The organism is Xanthomonas sp. LMG 12460, from assembly GCF_009192895.1.
GTDB classification, from domain to species: Bacteria; Pseudomonadota; Gammaproteobacteria; order Xanthomonadales; family Xanthomonadaceae; genus Xanthomonas_A; species Xanthomonas_A sontii.
Genome location: NZ_NKUH01000078.1, coordinates 1 through 24258, shown reverse-complemented (window position 1 = coordinate 24258; position 24258 = coordinate 1). Strand labels below are relative to the sequence as shown.

The following is a 24258-nucleotide window of genomic DNA, read 5'->3' as shown; positions in this document are numbered from 1 at the left end:
CGTCGGCACGGGTGCGGCCGCCGACACTTGCCGCTCCTTCGCCCCGGAGCCACCGCATGTCTTCTCCCCGCCGCGCCCTGCTGGTCATCGATGTCCAGAATGAGTACTTCGACGGCGCGCTGCCCATTGCGCATCCGCCGGTGGCGCAGTCGTTGCCCCACATCCTGCAGGCCATGGACGCGGCGCAGGCGCACGGCGTGCCGGTGCTGGTGGTGCAGCACACCGCGCCCGCGCAGGCGCCGGTGTTCGCCGACGGCAGCGCCGGTTGGGCGTTGCACCCGCAGGTCGCCGCGCGGCCGCATGCGCATCTGCTGCGCAAGACCCGGCCCAGCGTGTTCGCCGATACCGACCTGGCCGACTGGCTGCAGCAGCACGCGATCGACACGCTGACCGTGGTCGGCTACATGACCCACAACTGCAACGCCTCCACCGTGTACGAGGCCTTCCATCGCGGGCTGGCGGTGGAAGTGCTGGGCGACGCCAGCGGCGCGCTGCCGTATGCCAACGCCGCCGGCCAGGCCAGCGCCGAGGAGATCCATCGGGTGTTCGGGGTGGTGTTCCACAGCAACTTCGCCGCGGTCGCCGACACCGCGCAGTGGATCGCGGCGGTGCAGGCAGGGCAGCCGCTGCCGCGCGACAACGTGCTGCAGTCCAACCGCCGCGCGCGGGACTTGGCATGAGCGGCGTGCCGCGGGTGCTGCGTGCGCGCGATTTCACCGGCAGCCGCGCCTGGGAGGCGCTGCCGGTGGCGCTGCTGGACGGGATCGGCGTGCGCATCCATTGGACGGACCAATCGTACGTTTGGCACGTCAACGACGGTGCGGAAGTATTCGTGGTGCTGGATGGACAGGTGCAGATGCGCTGGCGCGTGCAGGGCATCGAGCAGGCGGCGCTGCTGCAAGCCGGCGACGTGTTCCATGCGCCGGAAGGCACCGAGCACGTGGCGCACCCGCAGGGTCCGGCGCGGGTGCTGGTGGTGGAGCGCGACGGCAGTCCGTGAGCGTTCGGGATCCGCTCCTGACCGGCGGGGGCTTCGATAGCGCCCGGGACGTGCCGCCGTCGATGACGCGTGTACAGGGCGAAGCACGCTGAGCGTTCTGATGTGCGTTCTATCACGGAGCCATCACTGGCGATCTGGCGTCATTGGGACAGGCTATGCCGCTGCGTGCGCACAGAGATCCTGGTGTCACGGCATCGCCAATCACCACGAGTGCGGACGCGGCCGGCATGCGAAGCCAGAGCGATGGGCGGTTCCCTGGGCAGCACCCAAACGTCGGCGCGGGACGGGATCCCGCGCGGCCTGCTGCCATTTCCGACGACGTCATGTCGTTGCGCGCGCCACGTCGTCGCGCGAGCGCTTATCAAACGCCACGCAGGGCGTGCGGCCTGGGTCGGGTCACTGTCTTCGCCGGATTGGCGGTGCTGTGCCTGCTGATCCTCGGCGGCTGGGTTTGGCACGCGCACCGCCAGCAGCCCGCGCCGGCGCCCGAGCCCTTGCGCGTGCAGACCATGACCGTCGCGCCGCACCGGGTGCCTGACATCATCGAGACCTCCGGCACCCTGTTGTCGCCGCAGACCGTGGAGGTGCGCGCGCAGGCCGACGGGGTGCTGCAGTCGGTGCTGATCCATGACGGCGAGCAGGTCCACGCCGGGCAACTGCTGTTCACCATCGATCCGCGTCCGCTGCGGGCGGCGTTGGCGCAGGCGCGCGCCACCCTGGCCCGCGACCAGGCGCTGGCGGCGGATGCGGCCGATACCGAGGCGCGCTACGCCAAGCTGTCCAGGACCGGCGCGGTCGATCCCAAGACCTACACCACCGCGGCCGACACGCTGCGCTCGCTGCGCGGCACCGTCGCCGCCGACCAGGCGCAGGTCGAGCAGACGCAGCTGTCGCTGGCCTACACCCAGGTCCGCGCGCCCATCGACGGCCGCGCCGGCGCCATCGCGGTCAAGCCGGGCAACCTGGTGTCCAGCGGGTCCAGCACCGCGCTGGTCACGCTCAACGTCAGCACGCCGATCGAAGTGCGTTTCGCGCTGGCGCATGTGCAGGTCGATGCGGTGCGCGCCGCGCCGCTGGGGCACCAGGGCCTGGGGCTGCCGGTACTTGCGCTGGATGCGGTGAACGGCACGCTGCTCGAGCGCGGCGAGGTGGCGTTCCTCGACAATGCCTTCGACACCAGCAGCGGCACGCTGGAGCTGCGCGCACGCTTCGCCAACGCCGGCGCCACGCTGTGGCCGGGGCAGTTCGTCACCGTGCGGATGATCCTGGCCGAGGACCCGCAGGCGCTGTCGGTGCCCGAGAGCGCCTTGCAGCAGGGACAGCAGGGGCCGTACGTGTACTGCGTGGTCGAGGGCCATGCCGTGTCGCGGCCGCTGACCGTGGCGCGGATGGTCGACGGGCAGGCGGTAATCGCCAAGGGCCTGCGCGCGGGCGATCGCGTCATCCTCACAGTGCCCAACGAACTGCGCGACGGCACCGCGGTGCAATCCGGCAACCAGCACGCCACGCCGACCGCGGCGGCGACCGGACGGCCTGCGTGAACCTGTCGGCGCTGTTCATCCGCCGCGCGGTGATGACCTCGGTGCTGATGATCGCGCTGGTGCTGGCCGGCGGCATGGCCTACTTCGCGCTGCCGGTCAGCGAGCTGCCCGACGTCAGCTTCCCGACCATCACCGTCAACATGTCGCTGCCCGGCGCCAATCCCGAGACCATGGCCGCGGCGGTGGCGACGCCGCTGGAGCGCCAGTTCAGCGGCCTGCCCGGACTGGACACGATGAGTTCGACCAGCAGCGTCGGCAGTACCCGCATCGTGTTGCAGTTCGCGTTGAGCCGCAATGTCGATGCCGCCGCGCAGGACGTGCAGAACGCGGTGTCGCAGGCGGCCGGCCTGCTGCCGCGCGAGATCAATCCGGCGCAGATCCAGAAGGAGGATCCCAGCGCCGCGCCGATCATGCACCTGATCCTGCGTTCGAAGACCATCGCGCTGCCGCTGCTCAACCAGTTCGCCAAGGACCGCGTGGCGCTGCGCCTGGCCTCGGTGCCGGGTGCCGGCCAGATCGATGTCAACGGCGCGCAGAAGTACGCGGTGCGCCTGTTCGTCAATCCGCACCTGCTCGCCGCCCGCCACCTGGGCTTCGACCAGGTGGTGTCGGCGGTGCAGGCGGGCAACAGCAACGCGCCGGCCGGCACACTGATGGGGCGCGCGCGGTCCTACACCGTGCGCGCCGACGGCCAGCTCAAGCGCGCGGCCGATTTCGACGCCATGGTGCTGAGCTACGCGGACGGTGCGCCGGTGCGCCTGCGCGATGTCGGCCATGCCGAGGACAGCGTCGAGAACCTGCAGACCGCCGCCTCGCTCAACGGCCAGCGCGCGATCGAGATCAACATCCACCGCCAGCCGGGCGCCAACACGCTGTCGGTGACCCAGGGCATCCAGGCGGCGCTGCCGGGGATTCGCGCGCAGTTGCCCGGCGACGCCCAGCTCGACGTGCTCTACGACCGCGGCGACTACATCGGCGCCTCGGTGGAGGACGTGGAGTGGACCCTGGTCGGCTCGCTGGTGCTGGTGATCGTGGTGATCCTGCTGTTCCTGCGCAGCTGGATGGCGACCCTGATCGTGGCGCTGGTGCTGCCGACCTCGCTGATCGGCACCTTCGCGGTGATGCGCCTGCTGCACTTCAGTCTGGACAACATCTCGATGCTGGCGCTGACCCTGTCGGTCGGTTTCGTGGTCGACGACGCCATTGTGGTGATCGAGAACATCGTCCGCCACGCCGAGCAGGGCGCCAGTCGCATGGACGCGGCCATCGCCGCCTCGCGCGAGATCGGCTTCACCGTGCTGTCGATGACGGTGTCGCTGTCGGCGGTGTTCCTGCCGATCGTGTTCATGGGCGGATTGGTCGGGCGGTTGTTCTCCGAGTTCGGCATGGTGATCGCGATCGCGGTGATCCTGTCCGGCATCGTCTCGCTGACCCTCACGCCGATGCTCGCCAGCCGCTGGCTGGACCCGAAGAAGAGCGCTGGCTGGGTGTTCGAGCGCTTCGACCGGCTGGTCGAGGCCAGCGAACGCGGCTACGCCCGCTCGCTGGCCTGGGCGACCGAGCGCATCGGCCTGATGTGCGTCATCGGCGTGGCGACCCTGGTCGGCACCGCCGGCGTCTACGCCGTGGTCGAGAAGGGCTTCATCCCGCAGGTGGATTCGGGAAAGATCGACGGCGATACCCGCGTGCCCGAGGGCACCGCCTTCGCCGACTTCGTGGCCAAGCAGGCGGCGGTGGTGAAGATCATCCAGCGCAATCCCAACGTGGCCAACGTGGAGTCGGTGATCGGTTCGGACAATTCGCTCAGCAACAGCGGGCGCCTGCTGATCGGGCTCAAGCCGCTGTCCGAGCGCAGCGGCAGCGCCGAGGAGGTGATCCAGGACGTGCGCAAGCAGGTCGCCACGATCCAGGGCATCACCCTCAACATGCGCAATCCGCCGGCGATCGACATGGGGCCGACGGCCTCGAACGGATCGCTGCAGTACGTGCTGCAATCCACCGACCAGAAGGCGCTGTACGCGCAGTCCGACAGCATCCTGCAGCGCCTGCGGCAACTGCGCGAGGTGCAGGATCCGCAGAGCGACCTGCAGCTCAAGAACCCGGAGATCGAGGTGGTGCTGCACCGCGAGCAGGCCGCCGCGCTGGGCGTCACCGCCGCCGGCCTGCAGGACACCCTGGCCAGCGCCTACGGTGGCCGCAAGATCAGCACCATCTACGGCGACACCGATCAGTACGAAGTGCTGCTGCAGGTCGACCCCGCGGCGCAGGCCGACCTCAACGGCCTGGATGCGCTGTCGTTCAACGGCAACCAGAATCCCGGCATCACCGCGATCGGCACGCAGACCTCCAATAGCAGCTCCGGCACCAGCGCGGTGCTGACCGCCGCCGGCGGCCCGATGGTGCCGCTGCGCGCGGTGGCCGACGTGCGCATGGGCGTGGGGCCGGTGGCGATCAACCATTACGCCGGCCTGCCGGCGGTGACGCTGTCGATGAACCTGGCGCCGGGCGTGTCGCTGGGCGAGGCCGCCGCCGGCATCGGCAACCTGATGGCGCAGACCCTGGGCAAGGACGACGCGCGCGCCATCAGCGGCCAGTTCGCCGGCTCGGCGCAGGCCTTCGAGAATTCGATGAAGACCTTGCCGATGCTGCTGCTGATCACCGTGCTGTTGATCTATGGCGTGCTGGCGATCCTGTACGAGAACGCGCTGCACCCGATCACCATCCTGACCTCGCTGCCGCTGGCCGGGTTCGGCGCCATCCTGATGCTGGTGCTATTCCGTCAGGAGCTCAATCTCTTCAGCTTCGTCGGCCTGATCCTGCTGGTCGGGCTGGTCAAGAAGAACGGCATCATGATGGTGGACTACGCGCTGGACCTGGAGCGCTCGGGCGATGCGCGCTGGCAGCAGCCGCGCGCGGCGATGCTGGAAGCGGCCACGGTGCGCTTCCGCCCGATCATGATGACCACCCTGGCGGCGGTGCTGGGCTCGTTGCCGATCGCGCTGGGTTTCGGCGCCGGTGCCGAGGCGCGGCGCCCGCTCGGCATCGCCGTGGTCGGCGGCCTGCTGTTCTCGCAGGCGCTGACCCTGTATCTGACCCCGGCCTTCCACATCGCGATGGCCGAGTGGCTGGCGCGCCGCCGCGCACGTCGCAACGGCACCGCGCCGCCATCGGCGCCGACGCTGCCGGAGCTGGCCTGATGCGCGCGCTCGCGCTTGGCGCCGCGTGTCTGCTGTCGGCGTGCAGCCTGACGCCGGCCTATGTGCGTCCCGCCGCACCGATCCCACCGTCGTGGCCGGTGGGCGACGCCTACCTGGCGCAGCACGAGGCCACGCTGCCGTCGCTGAGCTACCGGCAGGTGTTCGCCGACCCGCGGCTGCAGGCGCTGATCGCGCAGGCGCTGGACCACAACCGCGACCTGCGGATCGCGCTCGCCGATATCGCCCAGGCGCGAGCGCAGTACCGCATCCAGCGCGCGGCCCTGCTGCCGGAGGTGGGGACCAGCGCGACCTATACGCGCTCCTATCGCGGCAAGGGCGCGGCGCCGGGCAACGACACGACCCAGGGCGGCAACGCAGCGGCCGCACCGGCTGCCGGTTATGCCAGCAACTACGACCTGGGCGTGGGCGTCACCGCGTTCGAACTCGACCTGTTCGGGCGGCTGCACGCGCTGAGCACGGCTGCGCAGCAGCGCTATCTGGAACAGGAGGCCGCGGCCCGGGCCACGCGCCTGACCCTGGTCGGCGACATCGCCACGACCTGGCTGACCTATGCCAGCGACCGCAGCCTGCTGACGCTCGCGCAGGACACCGAACGCAGCGCCGGCGCCAGCGTGGCGCTGACCGCACAGCGGGTGGATGGCGGCATCGTGCCGCATTCGGACCTGGACCAGGCCAACCAGGTGCTGCATGCCGCGCAGGCCGACCTGGCCGCGCAGACCACGGCGCTGGCGCAGGACGTCAATGCGCTGCAGTTGCTGGTGGGCGCTCCGGTCGATCCGGCACTGTTGCCGGGTTCGATCGAGGAGGTCGCGGCCAGCATCGGCGATCCGCCGGCCGGCCTGGACACCAGCGTGCTGCTGCGTCGGCCCGACGTGGTGCAGGCCGAATACGAACTGCGTGCGGTCAACGCCCAGATCGGTGCGGCGCGTGCCGCGTTGTTTCCCAGCATCAGCCTGAGCGGCCTGCTGGGCCTGACCAGCACCGCGCTGTCGCAGCTGTTCACCCACGACGCGCGCACCGCGTCGGTTGGCGCCGGCGTCGCCTACACCGTGTTCGATGGCGGCGCGGCGCGCGCCAACGTGCGCTACACCGAGGCGCAGCGCGATGCCGCGGTGGCCGGTTACGAAAAGACCGTGCAGACCGCCTTCGGCGAAGTGGCCAATGCCCTGGCCCGGCGCGGCACCATCGACGCGCAGGTGCAGGCGCAGCGCGCGCTCCTCGCCGATGCCGCCAACACCTACGACGCCAGCGCGCAGCGCTACCGCGAGGGCGTGGAAAGCGCGCTGTCCAACCTGGATGCGCAGCGCAGCTACTACGCCGCACAGCGCAGCCTGGTCGCGGTGGAGCTGACCGCAGCCACCAATCGGGTGACGCTGTATCGCACCCTGGGTGGGGACGCGTCGCTGGAGCGCGCCCAGCCCTGAGTGCGTGGGGGCGGGTAGGGCGGCACGCCGCAGCCAGGACGCGCTGCCTGACGTGCCGCCGGTGCTGCGCTTACTTCAGTTGCTCGCGCAGTCCGTCGCCCGCCTGCTGGATCGCGGTCCGCACCGCGGGCACGTCGCGCAGGGCATTGAGCAGGCCGAAGTCATGGATCAGCCCGTTGTAGCGGGTCACCGTGACCGTCACCCCGGCCTGGTCCAGCTTGCGGCCGAAGGCTTCGCCCTCGTCGCGCAGCACGTCCAGCTCGGCGGTCTGGATCAGCGTCGGCGGCAGGCCGGCCAGTTGCGCCGGGTTGGCGCGCAGCGGCGAGGCGGTGATCTCGGCGCGGGCCTTGGGATCGGTGGTGTAGTTGTCCCAGAACCAGGTCATCATGTTGCGGGTGAGGAAGTAGCCGCTCTGGAACTGCTGGTACGAGCCATCGTCGAAGCGGGCGTCGGTCACCGGCCACAGCATCAGGTCGTAGCGCAGCGCCGGTGTTCCGGCCGCCTTGGCCTGCAGCGCCACGGCCGCGACCATGTTGCCGCCGACGCTGTTGCCGGCCAGCGCCAGGCGCTTGCCGTCCACGCCGATCTGCGCGCCATGCTCGGCCACCCAGCGGGTGGCGGCATAGGCCTGGTGGATGGCGACCGGATACTGCGCTTCCGGCGACGGCGTGTAGTCCACATAGACCGCCACCGCGCCGGAGGCGTTGACCAGGTCGCGGATCAGGCGTTCGTGGGTCGGGAAGTCGCCCAGCACCCAGCCGCCGCCGTGGAAGAACATGAAGGCCGGCAACACCTGGCCGTCCGTGTGCGGCGGCCGCACGATCACCAGGTTCAGCGGCTTGCCGTCGGCCTGGATGGTGGTGCGGCTGACCTCGGCCGGCGGCAACGGCGTATTGGCCTGGGCATCGCGCAGCACCTGCCGCGCCTGCGACGGCGTGAGCTGTTCGATCGGCTTGCCGCCGCTGCCGTTGAGCGCATCGAGGAACGTCGCGACCGGGCGCAACGGCGCGGGCTGGTCGGCCGGCGTTGCGGCGGTGGCGGTGCCGATCGCGCCGGCCAGCATCGAGGTGGCGAGCAAGGGAAGCAGGGTCTTCATGGCGGTTTCCTGGGGCATGCCGGGCGGTGTGCCGGCGACAGGAGTGACTTTGCGCGCCAAGGCGATACGATAGGTGGCGAATCGTCCAGAAAACTTTGCCCGGAGTCCAGAATGGCCGACCGCCTGGCCGCCTTGCTGACCCACTTCTCGGTCAGCGCCGAGGTCTTCCACGCCGGTACGTTGTGCGGCCTGCACCGCCTCGACGACGGCGACCGCGGGCAGTTGCACCTGCTGCGCCAGGGCAGCGTGGTCGTCCACAACGGCGACGGACATGTACTGCGGATCGACCGGCCCAGCCTGCTGCTGTACCCGCAGGCCATGCCGCACCGCTTCGAGACCGATGCGCAACGCGGTGCGGATTTCGCCTGCGCGCACTTGCGCTTCGGCGGCGGTGCGGCCAATCCGCTGGTGCGCGCCTTGCCGGCCTGCATCTGCCTGCCGCTGGACGCGCTGCGCCAGGGGGAGACGCTGCTGCACCTGCTGTTCGAGGAAGCGTTCGCGCAGCATTGCGGGCGCCAGGCGGTGTTGAACCGGTTGTTCGAAGTGGTGCTGGTGCACGTGATCCGCGAGCTGATGGAGCAGGGGCTGGCCGATGGCGGCATGCTCGCCGGCATGGCCGACGCGCGGCTGCGGCTGGCGCTGATCGGCATCCACGACGCCCCCGCGCAGCCGTGGACACTGGAGAGCCTGGCCGCGCGTGCCGGCATGTCGCGCAGTGCGTTCGCGCGCAGTTTTCGCGAAACCCTCGGCTGCACCCCGGGCCAGTACCTGCAGGACTGGCGCATCGCCCTGGTGCAGCGCGGCCTGCGCGAAGGACGGCCGCTGAAGCAGCTTGCCGACGAGGTGGGCTACGGCAGCGAGGCCGCGGTGTCGCGTGTGTTCAAGGCGCAGGTGGGGCAGAGCCCGCGCGCGTGGCGGCAGGCACGCTGAGCGGGGGGCGGTCGCGGGTGGCCGGGCGCGCGCGGACACGCGCTCGGCGGCCTGCGCGCTCAGCCGGTGGCCAGCACCGCCAGCACTTCGGCCTCGTCCACGTCGGGGACGATCTCGGCGTGGCCGATGCCGCGCCACAGCACCAGCCGCAGACGCCCGGCCAGGTTCTTCTTGTCCAGGCGCATGCGTCCCAGTAACGCCTCGGGCGCCAGCCCGGCCGGCAGCGCGGTCGGCAGGCCGAAGTCCTGCAGCAGCGCGCGCAGTTTCTCCGTGTCCTGCGCGCTGGCCATGCCCAGTCGCGCCGACAGCTCGGCGGCCAGCACCATACCTACCGCCACCGCTTCGCCGTGGTTGAGGTTGGCGTTGTCCGGGGCGCCGTAGCCCTGTTCGGTCTCGATGGCGTGGCCGAAGGTGTGGCCGAGGTTGAGCAGGGCGCGCTCGCCCTTTTCCAGCGGATCGCGGGCGACGATCTCGGCCTTGTGTTCGCAGCTGCGCGCGATCGCCTGCGCCAGCGCCGCCGGCTCGCCGGCCAGCAGCGCGCGGCGTTCGGCGTGCAGCCATTCGAAGAACAGCGGGTCGCGGATGGCGCCGTACTTGATCACCTCGGCCAGCCCGGCGCGCAGTTCGCGCGGCGGCAGGCTGCGCAGCGTGGCGATGTCGGCCAGCACCGCGCGCGGCGGATGGAAGGCGCCGACCAGGTTCTTGCCCTGCGGGATGTCCACCGCGGTCTTGCCGCCGACCGAGGAGTCGACCATCGCCAGCAGCGTGGTCGGCAGTTGCACGCAATCCACGCCGCGCATCCAGCAGGCGGCGGCGAAGCCGGCCAGGTCGCCGACCACGCCGCCGCCCAGCGCCAGCACGCAGGCGTCGCGGGTGGCGCCCAGGGCGGCCAGCGCGGCGATCGCCGCGGCGAAGTGGTCCAGGGTCTTGGAGGCCTCGCCGGCGGGGATCACGAAGTCGCCGATCTGCAGTTCCGGGCGTGCCGCCAACAGCGCGCTGCGGACCTGCGCCGCATACAGCGGCGCCACCTGGCTGTCGCTGAGCAGCAGGACGTGGCGGCCGCGCGCGTGCGCGGCGAGGGCGGCGCCGTCGTCGAGCAGGCCGGGGCCGATGTGGATGGTGTAGGCCGGGTCGCCAGCGACCTGGACCGTGCGCGATGCTGCGGTCATGCAGTGGGTTCCGGAAGTTTCCACGACGCGGCCAGACGCACGACCAGCTGCGCGGTGGCCTCGGCCGGGGTGAAGTGGTCGGTGTCCAGGATCAGGTCGGCGACCTCGCGGTACAGCGGTTCGCGCACCGCGTGCAGGTCGCGCAGCACCTGCTCGCGGTCGCCACGCTGCAGCAGCGGGCGGCTGCGGTCGCGGTGCAGGCGCTGCAGTTGCGCGGCCACGCCCACCCGCAGGTACACCACGAAGCCGTGCTCGCGCATCTCGCGGCGGCTGTCGGCATTGAGCACGGCGCCGCCGCCGGTGGAGATCAGGTGGCCGGGCGTGCTCAGGATGCTTTCCAGCACCGCGCGCTCGTGCTCGCGGAAACCGGCTTCGCCGGCGTGCTCGAACAGCGAGGCGATGCTGGCACCGGTGCGCTCGACGATGGTCTGGTCGCTGTCGACGAAGACCAGGCCGAAGCGCTCGGCCAGGCGGCGACCGATGACGCTCTTGCCGGCGCCCATCGGGCCGACCAGCACCAGGTTGGGGGCGGGATTCATCCGCCGATGCTAGCAGACACCGGTGCCGCCCCGCGCGCCGCGCAGGCGCGCGGGGCCTCGCGCGGCGAAGCGTGCGTCGCGCGGTGCATGGCGCGACAATGGCGCATCGTCCGCCGAGTGCCTGTCGCCATGCCCGATCTCTACGCCGAAGCCCTGTCCACGTTCGCCGACCTGTTCGCCGAGGCGCGCACCAGCGACGAGGCCGAATACAACGCCATGGTCGTGTCCTCGGCCACGCTGGAGGCGCGCCCGTCGTCGCGGGTGGTGCTGCTGAAGGCCTACGACGCGCGCGGCTTCGTGTTCTACACCCATCTGGACAGCCAGAAGGGCCGCGAGCTGCAGGCCAATCCGCAGGCCTCGCTGCTGTTCCTGTGGCGGCGCATGCGCGAGGACGGGGTGCAGGTGCGCATCGACGGCGAGGTGCAACTGGTCGCCGCGGCCGAGGCCGATGCCTATTTCGCCTCGCGCCCGCGCATGAGCCAGATCGGCGCCTGGGCCTCGGCGCAGTCGCGCACCTTGGCCTCGCGCGAGGAATTCGAGGAACGCGTGGCCAAGGCCGAGGCCACCTTCGAGGGCCGCGAGGTGCCGCGCCCGGACGGCTGGGGCGGGTTCCGCGTGGTGCCGCGCAGTTTCGAGTTCTGGTACGGCGCCAAGTACCGCCTGCACGAGCGCTGGCGCTACGAGGCCGACGCCGCCGGCCATTGGAGCAAGCGGATGCTGTTCCCGTGAGCGGCGCCGGCCCCGCCTGCCGCGGCACCGCCGCCGCGGTGCGCGCGTGCTCGGGCGAGGCGCACTGAGCGTGGGCCCGCAGCGCATCGTCTGCCTGACCGAAGAGCCGACCGAGACGCTGTACGCGCTCGGCGAGCAGCAGCGCATCGTCGGCATCAGCGGCTTCACCGTGCGCCCGCCGCAGGCGCGCCGCGACAAGCCCAAGGTCAGCGCCTTCACCAGCGCCAAGATCGGCGAGATCCTCAAGCTGCAGCCGGACCTCGCCATCGGCTTCTCCGATATCCAGGCCGACATCGCCGCCGAACTGGTACGGCATGGCGTGGAGGTGTGGATCGCCAACCATCGCAGCGTCGACGGCATCCTCGACTACATCCGCCGGCTCGGCGCGCTGGTCGGCGCCGGGCCGCGCGCCGAGGCCTACGCCGACGAGTTGCAGCGCGGCCTCGACGCCATCGCCGCGCAGGCCGCCACCTTGCCGCGTCGGCCGCGCGTGTACCTGGAGGAATGGGACGAGCCCATCATCACCGGCATCCGCTGGGTGGCCGAACTGGTGGGCATCGCCGGCGGCGAGGACGTGTTCCCGGAGCTGTCGGTGCAGCCGTTGGCCAAGGCGCGGATCCTGGCCAACGGCGACGAGGTGGTGCGGCGCGCGCCGGACATCATCCTCGGCTCCTGGTGCGGCAAGCGCTTCCGCCCCGAGCGCGTCGCCGCGCGGCCGGGCTGGTCGGCGATTCCGGCGGTGCGCGACGGGCAGCTGTTCGAGATCAAGTCGCCGCTGATCCTGCAGCCGGGGCCGGCCGCGCTCACCGACGGCGTGCGCGCCATCGCCGACATCATCCAGGCCTGGGCCAGGGGCGTGGGCGCGCGTTAGGGCGGGCCCTCCAGACCAAGAGCCGAACCGGCGCGACGTCCGTGCGTCGCCGCGGCATCGCCCCGCGAACGGATCGCCTCTTCATCGATCCTGCTTGTGGCGCGCGCCACCACGCCGCGGCGGGCGCCGGACGCGACGATTCCGTTAGCCAGGCGTCGGCTGGGTACGGCCGGCGATGCCCAGGCCGAGCAGGGCCATGAGCGCGGCGACGGCGAAGGTCGACAGGTAAGCCGCATTGGCCGAGTACGCCAGCAGCGCGGCGAACAGCGAGCCGCCGACCGCCAGCGTGGTCGCCACCGCAATCGCCTCGCTCAACTGCAGCGCCGAACTGTTACGGCCCTGCCGCGCCGGCGGCGACAGGGTCAGGGTCAGCACCGCCAGGGTCGGGTAGATCAGGCCCATGCCCAGGCCGGTCGCGGTCCAGCCGCCGATCGCCAGCGCTGCCGGCACTGCCGGCAGCAGCGCCAGCGCCGTGGCCGCGATGCCCAGCGCCATCAGCGTGCAGCCCAGCCGCAGCCGCCGCAGGCGGGTGGCGTCGCGGCCGTAATGGCCCTGGTACCAGGAACCGGCGAACCAGCCCAGCGCGCCGGCGCTCAGCGCCACGCCGGCCCACACCGGCGACAGCCCGCGCTCGCGCGACAGCAGCAGCGGCAGGAACGCCTCGCAGCCGAAGAACGCCGAGCCGGCGATGCCGCGCAGCGCGATCACGCTGGGCAGGCCGCGCGCGGCGCGCAGGGTGCCGGCCGGCAGCAGCCGCCAGGTGCACAGCGCCAACAGCGCCAGCGCCGACGGCAGCAGCAGCGCCGCCCACAGCCCGCGCTGCTGGCCGCCCACATACAGCAGGCAGATGCCGGCCGCGGCGCCCAACGACCACCGCCGCGCCGCACCGCTGGCGCCGTCCGCGCTCGCGGCGGGCGGCAGGCGCCGCAGCGCCGGCCACAGCAGCGCCGCCGCCGGCAGCGCCAGCAGCGGTACCGCCAGGAACACCCAGCGCCAGCCGACGTGCTCGACGATCAACCCGCTGATGCTGGGGCCGATCAGCGACGGCACCACCCAGCCGGCGGAGAACGCGGCGAACATGCGCGGGCGGATCGCCTGCGGATACAGCCGCGCGACCAGCACGTACAGCACTACCGAGATCGCGCCGGCGCCCAGGCCCTGCACCAGCCGGCCGGCCAGCAGGAATCCCATCGACGGGGCGAAGCCGGCCAGCAGCAGCCCGCAGACGAAGCAGGCCAGGCCGGTCCATAGCGGCGTCGCCGGCCCGTGCAGGTCGCTCCAGCGCCCGGCCACGGTCATGCCGATCACGCTGGTGGCCAGGGTCCCGCCGAAGGCCAGCGCGTACAGCCGCAGGCCGTCCAGTTCGCGGGCCACGGTCGGCATCGCCGCGGCCACCGCCAGCGCCTCGAAGGCGATCAGCGACACCAGCGCGACCATGCCGACGGTGGTGGCGCGGTAGGCCGGCGCCAGCACGGAGCCGGCAGCGGCAGGGGCGGGTGGAGCAGCGGCGGTGGTGGCGTGGTCTTGCATCGGCGAACCTGGGAAAAAGGGTGGACGTCTGCCGGCGGCGACTTGCGTGGGCGCGTGCAGCCCGTGCAGCATGCAACCTCAACCGGACTCGAGGTCAAGCGATGCAGGAGGAACTGAGCGTCGGACAGGTCGCCGCGCGCAGCGGTGTGGCCGTGTCGGCGCTGCATTTCTACGAGAGCAAGGGCCTGATCCGCAGCATGCGTACCGCCGGCAACCAGCGCCGCTACACGCGCGACGTGCTGCGCCGGCTGGCGGTGATCCGCGTGGCGCAACGCGTCGGCGTGCCGCTGGACAGCGTCAAGGCCGCCTTCGCGCAGTTGCCCGACGCGCGCACCCCGACCCGCGCCGAGTGGGCACGGATGTCGGCGGTGTGGCGCGAGGAACTGGACGCACGCATCCTGCAGCTGACCCGCCTGCGCCACCAGCTCACCGACTGCATCGGCTGCGGCTGCCTGTCGCTGCGCCGCTGCCGGCTCAGCAACCCGGCCGACACCCTGGCCGCGCACGGCGATGGTCCGCAGCGCTGGGCGGAGGAGTGAGCGCTGCGTGTGCGCGCAGCCGCCGCGTGTAATGTCGCCCCGTCCACCGCTACCGCGTCGGGACTGAAGTCCCTCCCACAATTGACCGCGCCAGCTGTGCGTTGGTTGTTCTGTTGATCTTCCGTAAGAGGGGCTTCAACCGCTACTGGGCTTTCCCGGTAACGCCAGGTCGCGGCTGATCCCAAGCAGGGGGCAAGAGCCGCTGCTACGACACGCGACGGCGCCACGATGTGCGATCGAGACGATGTGGGAGGGACTTCAGTCCCGACTGCATCCAGTGTCCGGCGCATCATCTGAGCGCACACAAGCGGCAATGCCGCCAGGTCCACCGCTACCGCGTCGGGACTGAAGTCCCTCCCACACTTGACCGCACAAGCTGTGCGCCGGTCGTTCTGTCTATCTTTCCTTAGGAGCGCCTTCAGCCGCCCCGTCCACCGCTACCGCGTCGGGACTGAAGTCCCTCCCGCAATTGACTGCGCTCGCTCTGCGCCGGTCGGTCTATCGATCTTTCCGTAGGCGCGGTTGCAGCAGCGACCGGGGATTCCCGGTAACGCCAGTCGCGGCTGATCCCAAACAGGGGACAAGAGCCGCTGCTACGGCGGTTTGTGTTGCCTGCGCAGCGTGGGCGCCGGCTAGAAATTACGGGTGAAGCGCACCGTGCCGCTGCCGTCGGCGCTGCGCACCTGCACCACGAAGCGCAACTGGTCGTGGGCGCTGCTGCGTACGGTGCCGACGTAGTCGGTGTAGGCGTCGGTGCGGACCGCGCGCAGCGCCACCGGCTGGCGCTGGCCGCTGAGGTCGGTCGCCACCGCCTCCACCGTGCCCACCGCCGGTGCTTCCTCGCCGCCATGCAGGGTGCGCAGCGCGATCATCACCAACGCGGTGTCGGCCTCGCGGGCGATGCCGTAGCGGCGCGCCACGTCTTCGCTCATCGCCAGGGTGGGCAAGGCGTTGTAGTGCACGCGCAGCGTGCCGAAATCGGCCTGCGCCGGGGTGGCGGCGAGCAGTGTCGCCGGGCGTGGGGTGTCCTGGTCCGAGCAGGCGGCCAGGGCCAGGCACAGCAGCGCAACGGGCAGGACACGCATCGGCGTTCTCCGGGTTGGCGTGGCGAACAACAGGTCTTACGCAGTCGCCCGGGGGGATACGGACGGCGCGCAGGAGTCGCAGTGTACGGGGGGGCGATGCCGATGCCGAGTACCGTCCGTGCCCGTCTGGTGCCCGCCGCGCTCAGTCGTCGTTGGCGGCGGACAGGGCACGGCCGCGTTGCGCCGCCGCGGCGATCGCGGCTTCAGTCAGCGCCTCGAAGCCGCCCCGCTGGAAGGTCTCGATCGCGGCCTGGGTGGTGCCGTTGGGCGAGGTCACCCGCCGGCGCAGTTCGCTCGGCGCCTCGCCGGATTCGGTGAGCATGCGCGCCGCGCCGAGCACGGTCTGCAGGGTCAGGGTACGCGCGGTGTCGGCGGGCAGGCCCTGCGCGATGCCGGCCGCTTCCATCGCCTCGGCGAGCAGGAACACGTAGGCGGGTCCGCTGCCGGAGACCGCGGTGACCGCATCGATCAGCGCCTCGTCCTCGACCCACACGGTGACCCCGGCGGCGGCCAAGACGCGCTCGGCGTGGGCGCGCTGTCCGGCGTCGACGCCGGCGCTGGCGAACAGGCCGGTGACGCCGGCGCCGAGCAGGGCCGGGGTGTTCGGCATCGCGCGGACCAAGGCGTGACCATCGCCTAGCCAGCGGTCCAGTTGCGCGGTGGTGATGCCGGCGGCGATGGACACCAGCAGCGGCCGCTGCGCCAGCGCCAGCGTGGCCAGTTCGGTGCAGACCCCACGCAGCACTTGCGGCTTGACCGCGAACATCCACAGCGCCGCGCCGTCGGCGGCTTCGGCCGCGGAGGCGACGGCGTGGACGGCGTACTCGGCGACCAGGGCTTCGCGCAGTGCCGCCACCGGCTCGGCCACACGGATGCGGCGCGGATCGGCGCCCTGCCGGACCAACCCGGCGATCAGGCTGCGCGCCATGTTGCCGCCGCCGATGAAGGCGATATCGGCCGCTTGGGAATCGGGGGAAGCAGAAGCCATGTGCGCACCGTCGCAAAGAGGGAGCGCCATGGTAGCGGCTGCGCCGCGCTGCGTTGCTGCGGTGCGGCGCAGTCCGGGTCACGCTGCGGAAGAACGCGCCGGCCGCCATGCGGACCGGCGCGACGGACTCAGTTGGACTCGGTGAAGGTGATCGACGGCGTGCTGCCGCCGGCCGTCGAGCAGCTGCCCAGGTTGAGGTTGTTGGTCTCGCCGGTGCTGCCGGCATTGGCCGCGCAGGTCGGGGCGGCGGTGGAGCCGTTGGTGGCGGCCACCTTCACCGTGATCGACGAGCCGGAGTTGAAGTTGGCGCTGGAACCGCCGGCGTTGCCGACCACGTTGAACTCGGCGTCCTTCCACACGGTGGCCAGCTTGACCACGCTGTCCCTGGCGCTGACGCTGTAGGCGGTGCCGTTGTTGGTGAAGGTGATGGTGTCGTTGCCGTTGGCGGTGGCCGAACCGGTCAGCTTGAGGTTGGCCAGTTGCGTGGCCGGCACGTCCGGCGCGCTGACCGCATTGCTGTTGCGGTAGCAGTCCGAACCGCCGCCGCTCATCCAGCCGCTCGGGCAGCTGCTGCCGTAGCCGATCAGCCAGTACTGCATGAACACCGCGGCCTGGCCCTGGGTCTCGTAGTCGGTGGCGTAGACGAACTGCTGCCACACGGTGCAGCCGGAGCGGCCGCCGCAGACGCTGGTGGTGGCGTTGTAGTTGGAGTTGATCTGCAGCGAGTACTCGTTCGGGCCGAGGATGCCGCCGCCGCCGAAGGAGGCCACGCCCACGCCTTTCTCCGAGGTCACGCCGGTCACCTGCGGGAAGCTGCCCACGACCTTGCTGATCAGGCTGCTCGAACGCAGCGCGTAGTCGTAGCCGTTGCCGGTGGTCTCGGTGGCGCCGAACAGGATCTTGTGCGGGATCGGATGCACGCGGCGGGTCAGGGTCTTGCAGACGTCCGTTTGCCACTGCGTATCGGGGAAGTTGGCATGGAAGCAGCCTTCCGCCGGCGTCGGTTGATGCGCCATGGTTTCGCGCCAGGCGGTGCGTGCCTGGACTTCCGCGGGCGACATCATCGCTTCTTCGTTGGTCCAGGCCGGCGTCGCCGTCGGCGCGGCCATGGCCGCGGGGACGTGCAGCAGACCAATGACGCAGGAGGCGAACAGCAATCGGGTGGATGCTTGCATCTGTGACCTCGTTCGAGCCGAGCGCATTCGGCAATGGACTGCGGAGTACCCGCGGTCGGCCGCCATGGAAGCGAAGCGCGTGCGTCTGAAACGTGACTGAATTAACGGTTTGCAACCGTGTCGCATGGTTCAGGAAGCGCTGTCGGCGCGAACCTTTCATTTATCCCGAAATTCTATGGTTTTCAACAAGATCGCCTACGACAGAATTCCGATGTTGGTGAATCGATTTTGAAGCGGCCGTAGACAAATCATCACGGTGTCACGGGCACTGCGGTAATGCGGCGCGGCAGCAGCCGGTTCAGCCGGAAGCGCGCGGACCGCGCGCCCCGAACAGGGCGGTGCCGACCCGCACCATGGTGGCGCCGGCGGCGATGGCGTCGGCGAAGTCGCCGCTCATGCCCATCGACAAGGTGTCGACCTGCGGGTGGGCGGTGCGCAGCCGCGCGAACAGGGCGTGCATGCGCGCGAACGCGTCGATGCGGCGTTCGGCCTCCGGCCACGGCGCGGGAATGGCCATCAGCCCGCGCAGCATCAGCGCCGGCTGCGCGGCGATGGCCGCGGCCAGGACGTCCACGGCGTCGGGCTGGCAACCATGCTTGCTGGCCTCGTCGTCGATGTTGACCTGGATCAGCACGTTCAGCGGCGCGCGTTCGGGTGCTGCCGCGCGGCCCTTGGCCAGGGCGGCGACCAGCTTGGGCCGGTCCACGGTCTGCACCCAGTCGAACAGCGTCGCCGCCTGTTCGGCCTTGTTCGACTGCAGGTGGCCGATCAGATGCCATTCCAATCCGGCCGCGGCCAGCGCGTCGATCTTGGCCGCCGCTTCCTGCACGTAGTTCTCGCCGAAGGCGCGCTGCCCCTGCGCGGCCAGCGCCGCCACGGCCTCGGCCGGCTGGGTCTTGGACACCGCCAGCAACTGCGCGTGCGGGCGCCCCGCGGCGTCGGCGGCGCGGTCCATGTCCAGGCGAATCTGTTGCAGCGGAGAGAGGGGCACGGCGGCGTTCCGGCAAAGGGAAGGGCGCTATACTGCCGGCCGGGGAATCATCCTTCCAGTCGCAGCCCAAGGGGAAAAGCAGCGTATGGATATCGCTGAACTATTGGCGTTCTCGGTCAAGAACAAGGCGTCCGACCTGCACCTGTCCGCGGGCCTGCCGCCGATGATCCGGGTCGATGGCGACGTCCGCCGCATCAACATTCCGGCGCTGGACCACAAGCAGGTGCACGCGCTTGTCTACGACATCATGTCGGACAAGCAGCGCCGCGACTACGAGGAATTCCTCGAGGTCGACTTCTCCTTCGAGATTCCCAGCCTGGCGCGCTTCCGCGTCAACGCGTTCAACCAGAACCGCGGCGCCGGCGCGGTGTTCCGTACCATTCCCTCGGAAGTGCTGACCCTGGAAGACCTGGGCTGCCCGCCGATCTTCCGCCAGCTGATCGACCAGCCGCAGGGCCTGATCCTGGTCACCGGGCCGACCGGCTCGGGCAAGTCGACCACGCTCGCCGGCATGATCGACTACATCAACAAGAACGAATACGGCCACATCCTCACCGTCGAGGATCCGATCGAATTCGTGCACACCTCGCAGAAGTGCCTGATCAACCAGCGCGAGGTGCACCGCGACACCCACGGCTTCAACGAGGCGCTGCGCTCGGCGTTGCGCGAAGACCCGGACATCATCCTGGTCGGCGAGTTGCGCGACCTGGAAACCATCCGCCTGGCGCTGACCGCGGCGGAAACCGGCCACTTGGTGTTCGGCACCCTGCACACCAGCTCGGCGGCCAAGACCATCGACCGCATCATCGACGTGTTCCCCGCCGGCGAGAAGCCGATGGTGCGCTCGATGCTGTCCGAGTCGCTGCGCGCGGTGATCTCGCAGGCGCTGCTGAAGAAGGTCGGCGGCGGCCGCACCGCGGCCTGGGAAATCATGGTCGGCACCCCCGCCATCCGCAACCTGATCCGCGAGGACAAGGTCGCGCAGATGTACTCGGCGATCCAGACCGGCCAGCAGAACGGCATGCAGACCCTGGACCAGCACCTGCAGGACCTGGTCAAGCGCAGCCTGATCACCCGCAACCAGGCTCGCGAGTACGCCAAGGACAAGCGGTTGTTCGAGTGAGGCCGGGAATCGGGAATAGGGAATCGGGAATGGGAAGAGCAACCGCCCCATCCTTCCCGCTTCCGGATGCCCGCTGCTGCGATTCCCGATTCTCCATTCCCGATTCTCAGCTCCGAAGGAGCCGACCATGAGCACCATCGACTTCACCTCCTTCCTGAAACTGATGGCGCACCAGAAGGCGTCGGACCTGTTCATCACCTCGGGCATGCCGCCGGCGATCAAGGTGCACGGCAAGATCACCCCGATCACGCAGACGCCGCTGACCCCGCAGCAGAGCCGCGACCTGGTGCTGAACGTGATGACGCCGGCGCAGCGCGAGGAGTTCGAGAAGACCCACGAGTGCAACTTCGCCATCGGCGTGGCCGGTGTGGGGCGCTTCCGCGTCAGCTGCTTCTACCAGCGCAACCAAGTCGGCATGGTGCTGCGCCGGATCGAGACGCGCATTCCCAGCGTGGACGAGTTGAACCTGCCGCCGGTGATCAAGACCCTGGCGATGACCAAGCGCGGCATCATCATCTTCGTCGGTGCCACCGGCACCGGCAAGTCGACCTCGCTGGCGGCGATGATCGGCTACCGCAACCAGAATTCCACCGGGCATATCATCACCATCGAGGACCCGATCGAGTTCGTGCACAAGCACGAGGGCTGCATCATCACCCAGCGCGAGGTCGGCATCGACACCGACAGCTGGGAGAACGCGCTGAAGAACACCCTGCGCCAGGCGCCGGACGTGATCATGATCGGCGAGGTGCGCACCCGCGAGGGCATGGACCACGCCATCTCCTTCGCCGAGACCGGCCACCTGGTGCTGTGCACCCTGCACGCCAACAACGCCAACCAGGCGATGGACCGCGTCATCAACTTCTTCCCCGAGGACCGCCGCAGCCAGCTGCTGATGGACCTGTCGCTGAACCTGCGCGGCGTGGTCGCGCAGCAGCTGATCCCGACCCCGGACGGCAAGGGCCGCCGCGTGGCCATGGAGATCATGCTCGGCACGCCGCTGGTGCAGGACTACATCCGCGAGGGCGAGATCCACAAGCTCAAGGACGTGATGAAGGAGTCCACCAACCTGGGCATGAAGACCTTCGACCAGAGCCTGTTCGAGCTGTACCAGGCCGGCGAGATCAGCTACGAGGATGCGCTGCGCCACGCCGATTCGCAGAACGAGGTGCGCCTGCGCATCAAGCTGGCGCAGGGCGGCGACGCGCGCACCCTGGCGCAGGGCCTGGACGGGGTCGAGATCGCCGAGGTGCGCTGAGCCGGCTTGGCAGGCGAGCGCAGGGTGGGGCGCGGGATGCGGTGAGGGGGGCCACGTCGTAGCGGCTGCTTCAGTTGCGTCCACGGGTGTCGTGTTTTCAGTCAACTGTCCGCCGAGATCCATCGCGGACTGCTCAGCCGAAGAGAAGGAAGCCGCCATGAACGACGTGCCCGAGGTGCTTTGGTCGACACAGCCGCATGCCGGCTACTACATCAATTCCGTGGCGGTCTCAGACGATGGCAATGTCATCGTCGCCGGCACCTTTTTCCACCAGTACGGCGGGCTGTCGCAGGTTCCTGGGCTGGATGCGGTGCCGCTCGAGCAACGCAAGATATTCGAACGCATCGCACCCGCGGCCACGCGCAGCGATGTGGGCGACGACCAGCAGGGGTGCTTCGGCACCTATGCGTGGGATCGCGCCGGCAACCGCCTGCTGACGCAGGAATTCCAAGGTTGGCAGGGCGTGTACTGGGTCGACGTGGCAGCGGACGGGAGCACCGTGGCCAGTTGCGGCTGGAAGAGCCAACAACCGTATGCGGGCTTCATCAGTGCCTGGGCGGTCCCGGGCGGAAAGGAGCTGCTGTCCCATGCGCTCCCCGTCCGCGGCAACATGGTGGCGCTGGATGCGCGTGGGCGCACGTTGCTGGCCGGTGCCGAGCAGGGCTATCTGTTCTGCCGCGAGGGCGATGCGTCCTTCGGTGCGCCCGTGTGCATCGCGCTGAGCGTCGGCGGCACCGGCGACAGCGCTGACAGCGTCATCGCCACCGGCCTCGCCGCCGATGGCACGATCGGACTGGTGGCCAGCGCACAGGGCGAGATCATCCTGTTCTCGATCGCAGCGGGACAGCCGGGGACGCTGACGCGTTGGCAGTTGCCCAAGCAGGCCCGCGTCCATGCCGCGGCGCTGTCGGGCGATGGCCGTCGCGCCTATGCCGGCGCCAGCGACGGCACGCTGTATGCGTTCGACGTGGCGGCGTTCCAGAAAACGCCTGGGCCGGCCTGGACCGAGACGGTGCCCGAGGGCGCCACCACCATCTACGGGGTGGCCTGCGATCGCGCCGGCAACAAGGCCGCGATCGCCGGCAATCTCAAGGGCGGTGGCGTCGTCGCCGTGTACGCCGATGCCGGTACCGCCGCGACGCCGCAGTGGACCGCGCACAGCGCGCACTCGCCCAACGACCTGGCGTTCGACCCGGACGGGCAGTGGCTGGGGCTGGCCGATGGCCATCCCGACGGGACGCCCGGCGGGTTCACCCTCTGGAACGCGGTCGATGGCACGGCGCTTTGGTCCTATGGCACGGACAACATGAGCTGGCCGATCCGTCTGAACAGCGGTGCCACCGTGGTGGTGGGCGGCAGCGACGACGGCTCGGTCACCGCCTTCGTCGGCCCCGGTTCGGCGATCGGCCGTGGCCGTGCGGAGTCGGATGGATGACAGGCCGGGACGCCGAGGCGCCGTTTGGTACGCGCGTCGCGGCGCCGCGCCGTCCCGGCGCGCTGCTGGCGCTGTCGGCGGTACTGGTGGTGGCATGGCTGGCGGTCTTCGAGTTGGCGCGGGTCCTGGGTTATCAGCCGCATGCGAGCCTGTGGTTCCCGCCGGTGGCGGTGACGCTGGCCACGTTCATGGTGCTGGGCTGGCGCGGTGCGCCGGCGATCGCCAGCGCCTGCGTGCTGGCCACGCTACTCAGCTTCTATCGCACCAGCGGCCACCCCGTGGTCCCCGGTCGGGCGGTGCTGGGATACGCGCTGTTGTTCACCGCCCAGCAGTTCTGCGTCTGGGGCGGGCTGGCCTGGCTGCTGCGCCTGGTCGGCCGCGGGGTGTCCTCGAGCAGCCTGCCACGTGTGGTTACCTGCTTCATCCTGGGGGGCGGCGTGGCGTCGCTGCTGTCTGCCTGCCTGGGCGGCGCGGGGCTGGCCGTCACCGGCGCCATCGACTTGCCGAGCATGCTGGCGCAGTTGATCCCGTGGGCGATCGGCGACTACGCCGGCCTGCTGGCGCTCGGCCCGCTGGCGATCGTCGGGGTGCTGCGCCTGGCCGAGTGGCTGCAGATCGTGCCGCAGCCGGGTATCCCGCGCCTGTCGGGGATGGTCGCGCCGGCCGGAAGCGTCTCTGCTTACCTGGTCAAGCTCGCGTTGCTGCTCGGCGTCACCCTGGCGGTGATGGCGCTGGCGGCGGCGTTGCCGCGGCAGCCGGCCGTGGTGTTCGCGCTGTTCGTGGTGGTGGTGATCCAGTTGTGGATCGTGCATACCCACGGAATGCTGCAGGCGCTGGTGGCGATCGCGGCCTTCAGCCTGCTGATCGCCGTGGCCACGCCGTTGCTGCGGCTCGAGGCGCAGGCGCTCGCGCTGCAGTTCGCCATGATCAGCCTGGCGGCGAACAGCTACTTCGGCCTGGCCGTCCCCGGGCTCTATGCCGACAACACGCGGCTGCGCCATGCGCTGGTGCGCGATCCGGTGACCGCGGCGCTGTCGCGGACCGGATTCCTGGAGCAGGTGCTCAACGATCTGCAAGTGGCCGCGCAGGACCCACGTCCGCTGGCGGTGATCGTCGCCGACATGGACAACCTCAAGGCGATCAACGACCAGTTCGGACACGCCGCCGGGGATGCGGCCCTGCGCGCCTTCGTCAAGCGCTGTCGGCGTTGCCTGCGACCGGGCCAGTTGCTGGGGCGCCGGGGCGGGGACGAGTTCGCGCTCTACCTGCCGCTGACCACGCCGGAGAGGGCGCAGGGGCTGATCGACGCGTTGCGCGGTGCGCTTGCCAAGCCCGGCGACGACGACGGATTCGCAACCGCACTGTCGGCCAGCTTCGGCCTTGCCCTGTGCCACCGCCGGGATCTGGACGCGGAGGCGCTGGAGGAACTTCTCGAACGCGCCGATGCGGAGATGTACGCGGACAAGCGGCAGCGCCGCGCGGTGGCCGTGCGCTGAGTGTTCCGCTTGTCCCGTCGGGAGGAGGTGCCAGCAGGGGCGGATGAGGGGAGGGCGAAGCCTCGTGGTCTTGGTTCGGCGGGACGCTTCGCGCCGTACCCTCACCCCCAACCCCTCTCCC

21 protein-coding genes are annotated in these 24258 nt (G+C 70.4%); 13 read left to right on the top strand and 8 right to left on the bottom strand.

Annotation, left to right across the window (positions count from 1 at the left end):
• Positions 1–56: 56 nt before the first annotated feature.
• From CEK66_RS15405 to CEK66_RS15385, 5 genes are all read left to right on the top strand, one after another.
• The gene (locus CEK66_RS15405; RefSeq protein WP_152237488.1) at positions 57–680 is read left to right on the top strand and encodes a cysteine hydrolase family protein; all 624 of its coding nucleotides are present in this window, start codon (positions 57–59) and stop codon (positions 678–680) included.
• Complete coding sequence (locus CEK66_RS15400) at positions 677–1000, top strand: cupin domain-containing protein (RefSeq protein ID WP_152237487.1); 324 nt, start codon at positions 677–679, stop codon at positions 998–1000. Before CEK66_RS15405 ends, CEK66_RS15400 begins: the two co-directional genes overlap by 4 nt.
• A 419-nt stretch (positions 1001–1419) precedes the next feature.
• Positions 1420–2541 (top strand): efflux RND transporter periplasmic adaptor subunit, encoded by a 1122-nt coding sequence (locus CEK66_RS15395; protein WP_226978629.1) that lies wholly within the window; start codon positions 1420–1422, stop codon positions 2539–2541.
• Complete coding sequence (locus CEK66_RS15390; RefSeq protein ID WP_152237486.1) at positions 2538–5738, top strand: efflux RND transporter permease subunit; 3201 nt, start codon at positions 2538–2540, stop codon at positions 5736–5738. Before CEK66_RS15395 ends, CEK66_RS15390 begins: the two co-directional genes overlap by 4 nt.
• Positions 5738–7183 (top strand): efflux transporter outer membrane subunit, encoded by a 1446-nt coding sequence (locus CEK66_RS15385; RefSeq protein WP_193312682.1) that lies wholly within the window; start codon positions 5738–5740, stop codon positions 7181–7183. Before CEK66_RS15390 ends, CEK66_RS15385 begins: the two co-directional genes overlap by 1 nt.
• Before the next feature lie 70 nt (positions 7184–7253).
• Here the strand turns inward: CEK66_RS15385 and CEK66_RS15380 are convergent, their stop codons facing one another.
• Positions 7254–8279 (bottom strand): alpha/beta hydrolase, encoded by a 1026-nt coding sequence (locus CEK66_RS15380; RefSeq protein ID WP_152237485.1) that lies wholly within the window; start codon positions 8277–8279, stop codon positions 7254–7256.
• 111 nt (positions 8280–8390) lie between these two features.
• On the opposite strand from CEK66_RS15380, the gene CEK66_RS15375 reads away from it, so the two are divergent.
• A complete protein-coding gene (locus CEK66_RS15375) occupies positions 8391–9209 on the top strand; it encodes an AraC family transcriptional regulator (RefSeq protein WP_152237484.1) in 819 nt (272 codons plus the stop codon).
• Between the two features lie 59 nt (positions 9210–9268).
• Here CEK66_RS15375 and aroB read toward each other — a convergent pair whose 3' ends face one another.
• A complete protein-coding gene (gene aroB, locus CEK66_RS15370) occupies positions 9269–10378 on the bottom strand; it encodes a 3-dehydroquinate synthase (RefSeq protein ID WP_152237483.1) in 1110 nt (369 codons plus the stop codon).
• Positions 10375–10917 carry a shikimate kinase gene (locus CEK66_RS15365; protein ID WP_017910873.1) on the bottom strand — a complete coding sequence of 181 codons (543 nt, stop codon included), beginning with the start codon at positions 10915–10917 and terminating at the stop codon, positions 10375–10377. The genes aroB and CEK66_RS15365 overlap by 4 nt, the downstream gene beginning before the upstream one ends.
• Before the next feature lie 129 nt (positions 10918–11046).
• Here CEK66_RS15365 and pdxH point away from each other — a divergent pair, with 129 nt between their 5' ends.
• Entirely contained in the window at positions 11047–11646 is a 600-nt protein-coding gene (gene pdxH / locus CEK66_RS15360) for a pyridoxamine 5'-phosphate oxidase (protein ID WP_017910874.1), read from the top strand.
• Positions 11647–11716: 70 nt separating this feature from the next.
• Positions 11717–12517 (top strand): cobalamin-binding protein, encoded by an 801-nt coding sequence (locus CEK66_RS15355; RefSeq protein WP_152237498.1) that lies wholly within the window; start codon positions 11717–11719, stop codon positions 12515–12517.
• A gap of 144 nt (positions 12518–12661) precedes the next feature.
• Here CEK66_RS15355 and CEK66_RS15350 read toward each other — a convergent pair whose 3' ends face one another.
• Positions 12662–14047, bottom strand: coding sequence for an MFS transporter (locus CEK66_RS15350; RefSeq protein WP_152237482.1), 1386 nt, complete (start codon positions 14045–14047; stop codon positions 12662–12664).
• Between the two features lie 101 nt (positions 14048–14148).
• Here CEK66_RS15350 and soxR point away from each other — a divergent pair, with 101 nt between their 5' ends.
• On the top strand, positions 14149–14586 hold the full coding sequence (soxR, locus tag CEK66_RS15345) for a redox-sensitive transcriptional activator SoxR (protein ID WP_010344143.1): 438 nt from the start codon (positions 14149–14151) through the stop codon (positions 14584–14586).
• Between the two features lie 632 nt (positions 14587–15218).
• Here soxR and CEK66_RS15340 read toward each other — a convergent pair.
• From CEK66_RS15340 to CEK66_RS15325, 4 genes are all read right to left on the bottom strand, one after another.
• A complete protein-coding gene (locus tag CEK66_RS15340; protein ID WP_017909920.1) occupies positions 15219–15671 on the bottom strand; it encodes a DUF4426 domain-containing protein in 453 nt (150 codons plus the stop codon).
• A 142-nt stretch (positions 15672–15813) separates the two neighbouring features.
• On the bottom strand, positions 15814–16659 hold the full coding sequence (proC, locus tag CEK66_RS15335) for a pyrroline-5-carboxylate reductase (RefSeq protein ID WP_152237481.1): 846 nt from the start codon (positions 16657–16659) through the stop codon (positions 15814–15816).
• A 128-nt stretch (positions 16660–16787) separates the two neighbouring features.
• Entirely contained in the window at positions 16788–17816 is a 1029-nt protein-coding gene (locus CEK66_RS15330) for a hypothetical protein (protein WP_017913913.1), read from the bottom strand.
• A 316-nt stretch (positions 17817–18132) separates the two neighbouring features.
• Positions 18133–18810 carry a YggS family pyridoxal phosphate-dependent enzyme gene (locus CEK66_RS15325; RefSeq protein ID WP_255424705.1) on the bottom strand — a complete coding sequence of 226 codons (678 nt, stop codon included), beginning with the start codon at positions 18808–18810 and terminating at the stop codon, positions 18133–18135.
• Positions 18811–18910: 100 nt separating this feature from the next.
• Here CEK66_RS15325 and CEK66_RS15320 point away from each other — a divergent pair, with 100 nt between their 5' ends.
• The 4 genes from CEK66_RS15320 to CEK66_RS15305 all read left to right on the top strand — a co-directional run bounded on the left by CEK66_RS15320 (position 18911) and on the right by CEK66_RS15305 (position 24137).
• Positions 18911–19948 (top strand): type IV pilus twitching motility protein PilT, encoded by a 1038-nt coding sequence (locus tag CEK66_RS15320; protein ID WP_010344138.1) that lies wholly within the window; start codon positions 18911–18913, stop codon positions 19946–19948.
• A 127-nt stretch (positions 19949–20075) separates the two neighbouring features.
• Positions 20076–21206 carry a PilT/PilU family type 4a pilus ATPase gene (locus tag CEK66_RS15315; protein WP_010344137.1) on the top strand — a complete coding sequence of 377 codons (1131 nt, stop codon included), beginning with the start codon at positions 20076–20078 and terminating at the stop codon, positions 21204–21206.
• Between the two features lie 157 nt (positions 21207–21363).
• Positions 21364–22641, top strand: coding sequence for a WD40 repeat domain-containing protein (locus tag CEK66_RS15310; protein ID WP_152237479.1), 1278 nt, complete (start codon positions 21364–21366; stop codon positions 22639–22641).
• The gene (locus CEK66_RS15305) at positions 22638–24137 is read left to right on the top strand and encodes a diguanylate cyclase (RefSeq protein ID WP_152237478.1); all 1500 of its coding nucleotides are present in this window, start codon (positions 22638–22640) and stop codon (positions 24135–24137) included. Before CEK66_RS15310 ends, CEK66_RS15305 begins: the two co-directional genes overlap by 4 nt.
• The last annotated feature ends 121 nt before the right edge of the window (positions 24138–24258 follow it).